Here is a 12,099-nt window from a genome sequence, read left to right as displayed (position 1 = left end):
TGCGAAATAGGACTGATCAAACGCCCTGGTCTGACCATGCGCTCGGCGCCGTCTGCGGCAGCCGGGCGTGACCGCGTGCTAATCAGTTGCAATGGAGGGGGAGGTCGTCCGCGACACGACAGAACGTCGGTGGCCGATCCTAAAGATCGCGCGCGGCATCAATCCGCGCGCTCAGACCCGTCGCTGTGTTGGCCAGCGACATCGGGGAATTGGGTGGGATGAGGACAGGCGCCCGGGAGGATCGCCGGATGCGTCCGTCAGGTCAGCCAGCGCACCGCCAGCAGGACGACGAAGGCCAAGGCTGCTGCGATGCAGAACAGCGTGGTCATGAACAGGGCGATGTTGCCGAGCAGGCTCGCCGGGGTGGAATCGTCGCGAAAGGATTCGAATCCGTCCGATTGAGGAATGTGGCCGCGGACATTGGTGAGGACAGCAAACAGGCGAATGAGCAGGTCCAGAGCTTCCATTGCGGGTCCCTCGAATCGTGAGCGGTCCGATGATCATAGCGGAATCGGGCGGCCACTTTGACGAAGCGCAATGTAGCTGGCGAAAGCCGGGTTTTTACTGGCGGCGACGGGGCATTCGTCGGCCAGCCTTGAGGAAGCTCAAGGCCGCGTCCTTTGCTTCGTGTCAGACACGTCCAAACTCAGGCTGACAGGCAGGACATGAGACCAGATCTCGCCGCATGCTACGGGCAGGAGCGCCTCCCGCGCTACACCAGCTATCCCACGGCCCCTCACTTTTCGCCGGCTGTCGGTCCGTCCGTTTACGCGGAGTGGCTGCGCGCGATCCCGACGAACGCGACGGCATCGTTTTACCTGCATGTCCCGTTCTGCCGGTCGATGTGCTGGTATTGCGGCTGCAACACCATGGTCGCCAAGCGCGACGAGCCGGTCGCGGTCTATGAATCGGCGTTGCGCTGCGAGATCGACATGGTGTCGCGGCAAATCGGCCGGCGGCTGCCGGTCGGCCACATACATTTCGGCGGCGGCACGCCGACCATCATGGCGCCGGACTCCTTTGTCGATCTGGTCGGATCGCTGCGACATTCGTTCTCCGTGCTGCCGTCGGCAGAGGTCGCCATCGAGATCGATCCACGCACGCTCACGCCGGCCATGATCCGCGCGCTCGCGCTCAGCGGCGTCAATCGCGCGAGCCTCGGGGTGCAGAGCTTCGATCCGCGCGTGCAGCAGGCCATCAACCGGGTGCAGAGCTTCGAGCAGACCGCCGCGGCCACCCATGGATTGCGTGCGGCCGGCGTTGCCGGGATCAATTTCGACCTGATCTACGGCCTGCCGCATCAGAACGTGGCGTCCTGTCTCGACACCGTCCGGCGCGCCATCGACCTGCGCCCGGACCGGCTCTCCGTGTTCGGCTACGCGCATGTGCCGTCGTTCAAGACGCATCAGCGCAAGATCCGCGACGACGCGCTGCCGGACAGCCTGGAGCGTTACGACCAGGCCTGCGTGATCGCCGACGCGCTGAAGGAGGCCGGCTATGTCCAGATCGGCCTCGACCATTTCGCGCTGCCGACCGACCCCATGACCGTCGCGTTCCGCGAGGGGCGGCTGCATCGCAATTTCCAGGGCTATACGACCGATGCCAACGACCTGCTGCTCGGCTTTGGCGCCTCGGCCATCGGACAGCTGCCGCAAGGCTACGTCCAGAACGCGCCCCAGGTGCGCGCCTATGAGGAGAAGATTGCCGCCGGCCATCTCGCCACCGTGAAGGGCTACGGCCTGACCGACGACGACCGCCTGCGCGCCGACATCATCGAGCGCATCATGTGCGATTACGGCGTCGATCTCGACGTCATTTGCGCTCGTCATGGCATGGAAACCGATGCGATGCTCCGCTCGGCGCCGCGGCTGCAGTCCCTGATTACGGATGGCGTGGTCGAGCTCAACGGCACAGCGCTCGCGGTGACCGAGCATTCCCGGTTCCTGGTGCGCAGCGTGGCGGCCGCGTTCGACGCGCATCTCGACGCATCGAAGCAGCTGCACAGCCGGGCCGTGTAGCTCGCTGCATGTCGCGGTGCTTGTGCCGCGACAAAGAGGCGGGGCGGCAGCGCTGCTACCATTCGGGTTCGAATGGAGGCCCGCATGCCCATCTCCTTTGATGAACTGGTCGACGACGTCATGCGGCGCAGGCCGGAGACGATCCGAGTCTTTCTCGCCTTTCAGATGCGCTGCGTCGGCTGCCCCATCGCCTGTTTTCACAACGTCGCGGATGCCTGCCGCGAGCACGGCGTCGACCCCGATGTCTTTCTCTCGGCGCTGTGCGCCTGCACGTGATCAGGAGCGCGACGCGGCGGCGTCGGGAGACTGCTCGGCCAGCAGCACGATCTTGTGCGGCTCGCGCAGCACGATCTTCTGACGGCCGCTCTCGACCAGGCCGAGCTGCTCCCAGCCGGACAGGATGCGGCTCACCGTGTGCAGCGTGGTGCCGGTCATCTGCGCGATGTCCTGGCGGCTGATCGGAAAGTCGATCTGCACGCCGTGATCGAGCTTGCGCCCGGCCTGATTGGCGAGCCGCAGCAAGGCATGCGCGATGCGCTGCTCGACCTGCTGCGTCGACATCTCGATGACGCGCGAATGCGTCTCCTGCAGCCGCTGGCCGACCGTCTGCAGCGTGTTGGCAGCCAAGGACGGGAACCGCGCGACCAGTCGCGGCCAGGCGGCGGACGGCCAGGCCAGCACGATGCTGTCGTCGACGGCTGTGGCCGTCGCAGGATAATGCTGCAGGCCGATGGCGGGCGCGACGCCGAACGTATCGCCGGGCACGACGTAGCGAACGACGATCTGGTCGCCGGTCGGCGTCGTCTTGCTGGCGCGCACATGGCCGTGCAGCAGCAGGAAGAATGATGTCGCGTCTGCGCCCTGCTCGAATACCGCGCCATTGCGGGGCACCCGCATGGAGCGCGCCTCGCGCAGCACCTCGGTGAGATCCTCCGGGGAGAGTCCCGCGAACAGCGGCAGATGAGCGACCAGCGAGCGGTCGATGGAAGCCATGATGTTCTCCAGCCGGGCCCGGCGACATTTGTCTCGCCCCTTAGCACGTTTTTGCGATCGGCCGGAAGTTTGTGCTGGCGCAACCCGCTGCGACCGAGGCGCAACTACATCTGGCATGCGGCGTCATCGGCGCGGTTCCACAGAGCATCGAGCGAGCATGCACATGGCCATTCCACGCAACTATCAGGGCTTGACCGTCCTCGCCAACGGGTTCCGGCCGTTCTTCCTGCTCGGCGCGGTCCAGGCCGCGCTGGCCATCCTGGTCTGGCTGCCGGTTTACTACGGTGAACTGAAGCTGAGCTCGGCCTTCGCGCCGCGCGACTGGCACGTGCACGAGATGCTCTACGGCTATCTGCCGGCCATCGTCACCGGCTTCCTGTTCACGGCGATCCCGAACTGGACCGGACGGCTGCCGATCCGCGGCCTGCCGCTGCTGACGCTGGTGATCGTCTGGCTCGCCGGACGGACGGCGGTGACGACCGCTGCGTTCGGCCCGTGGTGGGTCACCTTGCTGATCGATGCGGGCTTTCTGCTGCTGGTGGTCCTCGCTGCCGCGCGCGAGATCGTCGCGGGCCGCAACTGGCGCAATCTGCCGGTCGTCGCGATCGTCGGCGTACTGTGCGCCGGAAACATCGCATTTCATCTCGAGGCGCATCTGCGCGGCTCGGCTGACGTCGCGATCCGCGTGGGCGTTGCCGTGATCGTGCTCCTGCTCGCCTTGATCGGCGGCCGCATCACGCCGAGCTTCACACGCAACTGGCTGGTGAAGCACAATCCCGGCCGGCTGCCGGCACCATTCGGCCGCTTCGACATGGCTGTCGTGCTCATCAGTGCGCTGAGTCTGCTGGCCTGGATCGTGGTTCCCGACGGCATCGTCACCGCGGCGACGCTGGCGGTCGCCGGCCTGCTGCATGCGGTCAGGCTCGCGCGCTGGGCAGGCGATCGGACCTTGCGTGAAAGGCTGCTGGCGATCCTGCATGTCGGCTACGCCTTCGTGCCTCTGGGCTTCCTGATCACGGCGGCGGCGAGCCTCGGATGGGTGCTGCCGAGCGCCGGGCTGCATGCCTGGATGGTCGGTGCCGCCGGCATCATGACGCTCGCGGTGATGACGCGGGCCACGCTCGGCCACACCGGCCAGGCATTGACGGCCTCTGTGGCGACCCAGGCGATCTACCTCGGCATCATCGTTGCAGCGCTCACGCGCGTCTGCGCCGTGCTGGTGCCGGACCATGCCGCCGTGCTGCTGCACGTCGCGGCCTTCTCCTGGATCATCGCCTTCGCAGGCTTCGTGCTGGCATTCGGTCCGCTGCTGCTCGGCCTCAGGCTGCGTGCGCTTGCGATCAGATCATCGGCCGGATCGGCTCAGCCCGTGCTCTGATTGCGCGCGACCGCCCTGGAGAACACGACCTCCATCAGCGTTCCGGATTTCGGCGCCGCCTTTATGTGAAACTGGGCGCGATTGGCCTCGACCAGCGCCTTGGTCAGCGACAGGCTGAGACCCGATCCATCGGAGCCGAGCTCGGACGCGGCCGTCGCGCGGAACGGTTCGAGCGCCGCGGCAACCGCCTGATCGTTCAGCCCGTGACCGGTGTCGCGCACGCGTAGCACCACCTCGCCGAAATCCGACATCGCCGTCGAGACGATCACCTGACCGCCGGCATTGGCGAGCGAGATCGAGGCCGAGATCAGGTTCATGGCGATCTGGCGCAGCGCCCTGGTATCGGCGATGACCGGCGGGAGCGCCTGCGACAGCGAGGTGCGGATGATGATGCGGGCCCGGTTGGCCTGCGGCTGCATCGCCGCCACGCAGCTCTCGACCAGCTCGTTCAGATTCTGCGACGTAAACGCCAGCTCGAGCTTTCCGGTCTCGATGCGTGACAGCTCCAGCAGATCGTCGATCAGCGACACCACGCGTTCGCCGGAGGCGCGGATGTCCTTCATGTATTCGGCATAGCGCGCGTTGCCGATCGTGCCGAAGCGCTCGCCGATCATCACTTCCGCGAAGCCGATGATCGCATTCAGCGGCGCGCGAACCTCGTGGCTGATGCGCGCCAGCATGTCGGCCTTGGCATTGGCCGCGCGGTCGGCGACGCGGCGCGCCTGCAGCAGCTCGCTCTCGCCACGGCGGAGCTGCGACAGATCGCGGAACACGGCGAAGAAATTCGGACCGTCGGCCCTGGTGCGGCCGATCGAGATCGAGAGCGGAATGGCGCCGCCCTGTGCCACCTTGCCGAGCACCTCGCGGCTCTGATCGAGTCCGCCGGATGTGCCCTGCTGTACGCCATCGAGATAGTCCAGGACCAGCCTTGCGCTCTCCGGAGCGAACAGCTCGATGAGATTGCGGCGAGCCAGCTCGGCGCCATCGTAACCGAATAACGTCTCGGCGCTGCGGTTGCAGGCGTGGATGTTGCCGCCGGCATCGAACATCAGGATGCCTTCCGCGGTGACGTCGAGGATGGCTGCCAGATCCTCGGCTTCGGCATGGCCGGCCACCGGAGCTTGGGCCGCGACGAGCGCGGGCGGTGCAGACGAGGCTGGAGCAGGTGTCGGTGCGGCCTCGGCGGCGGGCGTGACAACCGCTGAAGGACCTGGCCCCGGCGCGAAGATCAGCGCATGCGCGGTGTCGCCATCCCAGGTGATCGTGAACAGGCGCGCCTCGGCCTTGATCTCCTCGCTGCTGGAGCCGTCGGCTGCGGAAATCGTCACCGGCGTGCCGGCGTCGGCCTTGCTGCTCCCGGAGGAGACACCGGGCTCGACATACAGCGCGTCGAGGCCGCCCGCCTGCTCCAGCGTCGGAAGATCCGCATAGCCCATCTGCCTGAAGAAGGCGGGATTGGCATAGAGCAGACGATCGAGCCGGTAGATCAACATCCCGGTCGGCAGCAGGTCGAGCAGGATACGGTCGCGCTGGCTGTCGCCCTGGGCGGGCGGGACCTCGGGCGCCAGCCAATCGGTCTGAAGCGCGGTGCCATCCGCACCCGCGATGTCGGCAACGGCCGACGGGTCCTGATGCTGCGGGCCGAACGGGTCGCTCACGCGGGCAGCCGGTTCGGGCGACGGGCCGCCATGCTCCGCCGCCGGGCTGCGGATCTCACCCTCGAGCCGAGCCGACAGCTGGCGCGCAAGTTCATGAAACGCATTGTTCTCCACCGGTGTCAGCGCCGGAAGCTTGCTCTCGCCGGGAGCCCGGAACGGAACGACGTTTCCGACCGTCTCGAGCCCGGCACCATCGATGTGGGGCTCGTTGCTCGCAATGGAAGCGTCGCGCGGCGCGGTGTGGATCATGTCATGCTGCAGCGGCGCATCCGGGGCCGGCGCCAGGTCGGATTGAGCGGGATGCGAAGCGACGAAATCGGGTGGGCCAACATCGGTGTCGTCAGCTTCCAGAGGCTCGGCCGCGTCCGCATCGATCGGCGAACGAGCTTCGAGCCGGTTCAGCGCGTCGAGGTCACGGCAGACGCCGAAGCCGCGATAGCCGGCATAGGTCTTGTCTGCGGTGAAGACCGGCAGTCCGGAGAGTTCCACGGCAAGCCGCTCGCCGCCGTCGGCCGGCCAGCTGACGACGATGTTGCTCCAGGTCTCCCGCGTCGCGATCGCTGCGCTGACCCGCGCATCGGGATCGAGCCCGAGCAAGGTCGCGATGTCCGGCCATGGCCGGCCGAGCTGCGCGGCGCCGTGGGGGCCGATCAGGCGCGCGAACTCATCGGACCCGAGCGAGAACCGGCCTTCGGCATCGATCTGCCATGAAAAGCGCAGCGGATGGCGGCGGCCGCCCGCCGATGACTCGGTCGCGGCCGTCTCGGCCGCGTGCTCCGGCGCGCTCGGCTGCGGCGGCACGGGCGCTTCACCGGCCTTGGTTTCTCCGGACGAGGGCTGGATGGGCGCAGCGTCGGACGGATGTTGTTGGTCGGCCATCCGCTGTGAGACTTGGCCAAGCGGCTCGAAGAGGTCGGCTTCGGCGGGATCGTCGATCAGCAGGAACTCGGCGGGCGCTTCATTCGACAGCGCCGGGGCTTCGTAGTCCGTTTCGCGTTCAGTCATGTCATCCATCGAAGGGGCAGGCGGAGCCGCGGCCGCATCGGCGTGGAGGGTCTCCACCGCAATCGGTGATGCCGCCGAGGCATCTTCAGCGGGCTCTGCATTGGGGGGAGGCGCCGGGCTCGGTGCCTCCAACTCATCGCGCGGGGCCGGCAACGGCACGGCCACGAGTCCGACCTGGCTGCCGCTGCCGACGCGGTGGAGCATCGCGCGCTCGGTGCCGAGCGTCACTTCGGCGAGGCCGTCCAGGAGCGCCGCCTGGCGGGCCGCGGCGACATCCGGATCGCTGAGGTCGCGCATGCCGAACAGCTGTCGTCCGGTGGTGCTGATCCCGGCGAACTGCCCATGCTCGGTGAATGCGACCAGCGCGAGCTCGCTTCCCTCCACGAGGCGCCTCAGGCGCTCCGGAAACGGCAAGCTGCGCCCACCGCTGTCGGCGCTGGTGATCAGCAGGCCGCGCGTGCCATCGGGCAGGTCGATCCGGGCGCAGCCGCAGGTGGCGAGTGTGCCGAGCGGCGCGCCGAAGCCGCGCAGACGCTCAAGGCGCGTCGCCCCGGTCTCGGGCAGTTGTCGTCCCAATTGAGCGACCTGGCGCCGATGCGAATCGGCTGGTCCGAACGTCTTGGCGAGCAGCGCCGGCACATTGGTGGCACCAAGTGCGCGCGCCCCGGCCGCATTGGCCCACAGCACCCGGCTGCCGTCTGCCGCCCAGAGCCACGCCGGCAGCGCGCCCGCGGCATGGATGGCGAGCCGGGGATCGCTGAGGGCCTGCAATTCGAGATCGGCGCGGTTCATGGGCAGTGGCGCAGGGCTCTTTGACGTTGATGGCGACCGGAGCTGGTAGCGTTAAGAATTCGTTACTATCGCGCGTTTTGAGGGCAGAGGTCCACGGTCGGGCTGTGCTCCGGTCCTGCTAAAGCTTGGATAACCTTAATGTGTTCCTCACCGCCCGGAGCGCTCAGAACCGCGGAGGGAAGCCCGGGTTGGATGTTGCAATTACGGATCCGGCGGGCACGATGGTGGGCGTGAGGTCGAAGGCGGGTCGGGTCTCGGGGCGAGGCCACGGGCCGGGCGAGGACGCCATGGCGCCGCCGATCCGGCGATCAGAAGGAGGGAACGATGACTGACGACAGCCGCCGATTCGAGATTCCGAAGGACATGCGGGCCATGGCTGAAGCCGGCTTCGACCAGGCGCGCCAGACGTTCGAGAAGTTCCTGGCAGGCGCGGAGGCCACGGCCGGTTCGCTGGAGGAGCGTGGCGCGACCGTGCGGGCCGGGGCCAAGGACATCGGCGCCAAGGTGCTGTCCTATGCCGAGAAGAACGTGCAGTCGTCGCTCGACTATGCGCAGTCGCTGGTCCACGCCAAGGACCTGCCCGAGGTGCTGAAGCTGCACAGCGAGTTCATCCAGGGTCAGATGCGGTCGCTCGCGGAACAGGCGAGCGAGATGGGGCAGGCGATCAGCCGCGCGGCGTTCGATGCGACCAAGCCGAAGGCTTGACCGGGCCGCCTCGTCTCTCGCGCGTTGATGAGCTGCGTAAGTTCCACCGCAAGCGCGACAAAAAGTTCATCATGTCGGAATTTCCGTTGCGTTGCACAAAATCGACACGATATAGCTCTACGCGAGGTTGTTACCTCCCAGGGGCGGTTCCTCTGCGTGATCCGAAGTGACGTCCCCGTTTCGGGCCGTCCGGTCTTCAATGTTCTGAAGGATGCATGCCATGACCAATGCCACCGATCCTTTCTCCGCATCGATCATTCCGTTCGAAGTTCCCGAACAGGTGCGCGCGCTCGCCGAGAAGGGCGTGTCGCAGGCTCGCGAGAACTATGCCAAGTTCAAGGACGCAGCCGAAACCCACAATTCGGCCATCGAGGCGTTCTTCGCCAATGCCAGCAAGGGTGCCGGCGCCTACTCGTCCAAGGTCATGGAGTTCACCAAGGCCAACACCACCGCCTCGCTCGATTTCGCCCAGGAGCTGTTCGGCGTGAAGTCGCCGTCGGAGGCGATGGAACTGTGGACCGGTTTCGTCCGCAAGCAGTTCGAGACGTTCACGGTGCAGGCCAAGGAGCTCGGTGAGCTCGGCCAGAAGGTCGCGGCCGAGACGGTCGAGCCGATCAAGGAAAGCGCCACGAAGCTGTTCAAGACGGCGGCCTGAGGCGCGCCACCCTACCGGTCGGCCGTGGCCTCCATCGTCCGGCCCGACCACTCGAGGCTTCCTGGGTCCGGCGCTTCCGCGTCTGGACCCGATGCTTTTCAGCGCCGCGATCGGCGCCATGAGGGCGTGTCGCGACGCCCAAAAAACGGGGGCGAGGCCGCAGACTTTATCCGTTCTCGGCCTTGCCAAATTCGCCCGTTGCACCTAGTTTCCGGCGCGTTCGGGCACCCCCTGAGGGACGTCCCGAGGCGGATGCAGTTGTAGCTCAGTTGGTTAGAGCGCCTGTCTGTGGAACAGGAGGTCGGTGGTTCGAGCCCACCCAACTGTACCAATTAAATCAATAGCTTACACAGAGATCGAAGGGCCGGCCGACGACGTTCTGCGCCGGCGCCGCTGCTGCGATCGAACGCGGCAGGCTGCCTCCGACCGGTGGTCAGGTGCAGCCGATCCAGGTGTCCAGCGCGACACGCCGTGGTCCTTCCTTTCGGCGGATCATGGTCGGGATTCATTTGGTTCCCGAGAACAGGCCCTTGATGAAATCGACGGCTCCTGCCGACTTCGACGGATCGGACGGCGAGACCTCGGCCGTGGATGTTTCGGCCGGACGCGCCTGGTGCTCGTGGGCATGTTTCGTGCGCCGGTGAGATCGCTCCGCCTTCCGGCTGTGCCGCTGCGAGGGGTCCGTGACGGTGATCGTGATCTTCTTCGACATCAGCGGCGGATCGAAGTTGAAGTGCATCCCGTCGCCCATCACGAGCTGCAGGGTGTGCTTGCCCGGCGGAAGCTCGATGAGGGCCTCGGTCTCGCCGCCGCCATAGTGAAGATGCTTCCGGTCTTGCGGAATCGGCTCACCCGGGCTGATCGGCTCGTTGGAGTCGATCAGCAGATGGTGATGGCCGGTATTGGAGAAGCTGTCGCCGGCATGCGTCACGCCCATGTTGCGCAGTCCGAAGCGGCACCAGAACGGGCTCTTCACGGTGTCACCGTCTTCGGGCGAGATGAAGTAGAGATAGGCATCCTTCGGAGCCGTCCTCGCCTGCGCCGACGCCTTGGCCGGCAGTAGCATCATGGCAGCGAGGAAGGCGAGCGGCGCGATCAGCGCCGGATGCGATCTTCCAACGGACGCCAGATCGCGCAGCAGCGCAGCCTGCGCAGAGCTCTCACTCCTCATAACTTCCAACTCACAAATACGGACGATGACGGCAAATATCGAACGATGTCGCAAATCGATACAGCGAGCGTAGCAAGGCGAAATTGAGGATTCGGCGAGCTCGCGGCGCGCCTCTCGTCGAGAATCAAACTAAACGCCGATGGAAGGACGCGATGGTGCCGCTGCGGCCCAGGGTTCGCATCACACGTCTTGCATCAAAGGAGAGCGTGTCACAGCGAAAGAGCGATGCGGAAGCCGTGGGTCGGATACCTCACCCTTCCATCATAGCGGTCGCGGCTGCCGCTGCGGGCATAGCTCGCATCCTTCTTCCACGAGCCCGATCGAATGACATGAACGAAGCTCTGTTCGTCGAGCCAGGCCGTGCCGTCGGATGGCGCTCCCTGATACGATTTGTGCCAGTTGTCGGCGACCCATTGGTCGACGCCGCCGCCCATGTCGAACAGGCCGAATGGATTGGCCGGAAAGCTTCCGATCTTCATCAATTGCGGTGGAGCATCCGCGTCGCCGCATCGGCTGCAGTTGGCCATGCCGGGACGCATCTGATCGCCCCACCAGTATGTCGTACTCGCGCCGCCGCGCGCGGCATATTCCCATTCGGCCTCGGTCGGCAGGCGGAACGGCTTTCCTACCGTTCGTGACAGCCACACCAGATAGTCCCTGGCGTCGTCGTAGCTAACATTGGTGACCGGGTTGTCATCCGGACCGCTCGTCACGTCAGCGCACGCCTTGTCGGCAACGCATTCCTTCCACTCGCCGATCGTGACCGGGTATTTGCCGAGTGCAAACGGCTTGATCGTGACGCGATGAGGCGGAAGCTCCGCGCTTTCCGTCCCGCCCATGGTGAACGTTCCGCCGGGGATCATCACGATGTCCGGCAGGCGGATCTTGGACGTGTCCGGACTCTGCGAAGCGGTCGGAGCAGCCGCTGGCGTCGCATCCGCGGCGCGCGTCACGCTCTCGTCCCGAGGCGGCGCCTCGCTGACCACGGTCTCCGCGGATGAATCTCCTGCTGCCGCTGGATCGGACGCAGTCGCGGTCGAGACCGACTGCATGGCGACGACGCGGACGGAAGGTTCGGCGCCGGGGACGTCCGCTGGCGCCTCGGATGCTTCGGTCGCTTGCGGCTGCGCTGATGGACGCAGAACAGGCTCTCGCGCCGTGAACATCCAGAGACCCGCGGCCGCGAGCAGCAATGCGCCGACGCCCGCGCCGGCGCGGATCCAGACGCGTGGGCCGCGCTCTGCGGCGGCGGCCGCCTTGCGCAGCCGCAGGGCCAGCTTGTCGAGCCCATGGGCTTGCCAGATCTCGGCGCGCCTGCGCGCCTCATCCGGGTCGTACTGAGCGATCGACACGCCTGGGATGCTGCAGACCACCCGCCCGGCCGCGCCATTGGCAGGCGGGTTCGCTTCGACTTCCGCAGCATCGCAAAGGGCCGCGAGCGATTGCTTCAACGGGCCGCACATCATCAGCAGCAGCCCGCCGTCCCCCTGGCTTCGGCGCTCCTGGATGTCCGGACACGAGGCCTGCTCTGCGACGTGATGAAAGCTGGGAGCGCGCAGCGCATTCAACGCGACGCGCACGACGCGCCCGCACCGCTCGCAGGGCACCGGATAGCTCACCGTGGCCAGCGCTCCTTCGCGCGCCTCGGGCGGCAGAGCTTGCGCGGAGCTGGGGGCGTCGAGGCCGATCATCGCGCGCGAGCCGTCAGGCGTCGGCCTCGCGGC

Annotated in this window: 10 protein-coding genes and 1 tRNA gene; 6 read left to right on the top strand and 5 right to left on the bottom strand. The window is 66.6% G+C overall.

The genetic code is table 11. The annotated features are described in order from the left end of the window. Positions 1-257 precede the first annotated feature (257 nt). The gene (locus BRAS3809_RS15000; RefSeq protein WP_008962964.1) at positions 258-467 is read right to left on the bottom strand and encodes a hypothetical protein; all 210 of its coding nucleotides are present in this window, start codon (positions 465-467) and stop codon (positions 258-260) included. A gap of 198 nt (positions 468-665) precedes the next feature. Between BRAS3809_RS15000 and hemN the strand changes: the two genes are divergently transcribed. Beyond that, positions 666-2,018, top strand: a complete 1,353-nt coding sequence (gene hemN, locus BRAS3809_RS14995) for an oxygen-independent coproporphyrinogen III oxidase (protein WP_008962963.1) — start codon at positions 666-668, stop codon at positions 2,016-2,018. Positions 2,019-2,102: 84 nt separating this feature from the next. Further along, complete coding sequence (locus BRAS3809_RS14990; RefSeq protein WP_008962962.1) at positions 2,103-2,294, top strand: DUF1858 domain-containing protein; 192 nt, start codon at positions 2,103-2,105, stop codon at positions 2,292-2,294. Here BRAS3809_RS14990 and BRAS3809_RS14985 read toward each other — a convergent pair whose 3' ends face one another. Beyond that, positions 2,295-3,011, bottom strand: coding sequence for a Crp/Fnr family transcriptional regulator (locus BRAS3809_RS14985; RefSeq protein WP_008962961.1), 717 nt, complete (start codon positions 3,009-3,011; stop codon positions 2,295-2,297). It lies immediately after the preceding gene. A 163-nt stretch (positions 3,012-3,174) separates the two neighbouring features. On the opposite strand from BRAS3809_RS14985, the gene BRAS3809_RS14980 reads away from it, so the two are divergent. After that, positions 3,175-4,389: an NnrS family protein gene (locus tag BRAS3809_RS14980; RefSeq protein ID WP_008962960.1), complete on the top strand. Its 1,215-nt coding sequence runs from the start codon at positions 3,175-3,177 to the stop codon at positions 4,387-4,389. On the opposite strand, the gene BRAS3809_RS14975 is transcribed toward BRAS3809_RS14980, so the two are convergent. Beyond that, a complete protein-coding gene (locus BRAS3809_RS14975) occupies positions 4,374-7,844 on the bottom strand; it encodes a PAS domain S-box protein (protein WP_008962959.1) in 3,471 nt (1,156 codons plus the stop codon). The genes BRAS3809_RS14980 and BRAS3809_RS14975 overlap by 16 nt on opposite strands. Positions 7,845-8,168: 324 nt before the next feature. On the opposite strand from BRAS3809_RS14975, the gene BRAS3809_RS14970 reads away from it, so the two are divergent. The 3 genes from BRAS3809_RS14970 (at position 8,169) to BRAS3809_RS14960 (ending at position 9,535) form a co-directional block, all read left to right on the top strand. Next, positions 8,169-8,549 (top strand): phasin, encoded by a 381-nt coding sequence (locus BRAS3809_RS14970; protein ID WP_008962958.1) that lies wholly within the window; start codon positions 8,169-8,171, stop codon positions 8,547-8,549. 220 nt (positions 8,550-8,769) lie between these two features. Continuing rightward, entirely contained in the window at positions 8,770-9,204 is a 435-nt protein-coding gene (locus tag BRAS3809_RS14965; RefSeq protein ID WP_008962957.1) for a phasin, read from the top strand. A gap of 254 nt (positions 9,205-9,458) precedes the next feature. Beyond that, positions 9,459-9,535 (top strand) — tRNA-His (locus tag BRAS3809_RS14960). 174 nt (positions 9,536-9,709) lie between these two features. Here the strand turns inward: BRAS3809_RS14960 and BRAS3809_RS14955 are convergent. Continuing rightward, the gene (locus BRAS3809_RS14955; protein ID WP_008962956.1) at positions 9,710-10,270 is read right to left on the bottom strand and encodes a DUF4399 domain-containing protein; all 561 of its coding nucleotides are present in this window, start codon (positions 10,268-10,270) and stop codon (positions 9,710-9,712) included. 314 nt (positions 10,271-10,584) lie between these two features. Beyond that, a complete protein-coding gene (locus BRAS3809_RS14950; protein WP_008962955.1) occupies positions 10,585-12,066 on the bottom strand; it encodes a formylglycine-generating enzyme family protein in 1,482 nt (493 codons plus the stop codon). Between the last annotated feature and the right edge of the window lie 33 nt (positions 12,067-12,099).

This window comes from Bradyrhizobium sp. STM 3809, assembly GCF_000239795.1.
Classification (GTDB): Bacteria; Pseudomonadota; Alphaproteobacteria; order Rhizobiales; family Xanthobacteraceae; genus Bradyrhizobium.
This window is presented reverse-complemented; position numbering and strand designations above follow the sequence as displayed.

Coding starts and splice junctions, on each gene's coding strand:
- BRAS3809_RS15000 (WP_008962964.1), bottom strand. CDS start 467: ATGGAAGCTCTGGACCTGCTCATTCGCCTGTTTGCTGTCCTCACCAAT.
- hemN (WP_008962963.1), top strand. CDS start 666: ATGAGACCAGATCTCGCCGCATGCTACGGGCAGGAGCGCCTCCCGCGC.
- BRAS3809_RS14990 (WP_008962962.1), top strand. CDS start 2,103: ATGCCCATCTCCTTTGATGAACTGGTCGACGACGTCATGCGGCGCAGG.
- BRAS3809_RS14985 (WP_008962961.1), bottom strand. CDS start 3,011: ATGGCTTCCATCGACCGCTCGCTGGTCGCTCATCTGCCGCTGTTCGCG.
- BRAS3809_RS14980 (WP_008962960.1), top strand. CDS start 3,175: ATGGCCATTCCACGCAACTATCAGGGCTTGACCGTCCTCGCCAACGGG.
- BRAS3809_RS14975 (WP_008962959.1), bottom strand. CDS start 7,844: ATGAACCGCGCCGATCTCGAATTGCAGGCCCTCAGCGATCCCCGGCTC.
- BRAS3809_RS14970 (WP_008962958.1), top strand. CDS start 8,169: ATGACTGACGACAGCCGCCGATTCGAGATTCCGAAGGACATGCGGGCC.
- BRAS3809_RS14965 (WP_008962957.1), top strand. CDS start 8,770: ATGACCAATGCCACCGATCCTTTCTCCGCATCGATCATTCCGTTCGAA.
- BRAS3809_RS14955 (WP_008962956.1), bottom strand. CDS start 10,270: ATGCTACTGCCGGCCAAGGCGTCGGCGCAGGCGAGGACGGCTCCGAAG.
- BRAS3809_RS14950 (WP_008962955.1), bottom strand. CDS start 12,066: ATGATCGGCCTCGACGCCCCCAGCTCCGCGCAAGCTCTGCCGCCCGAG.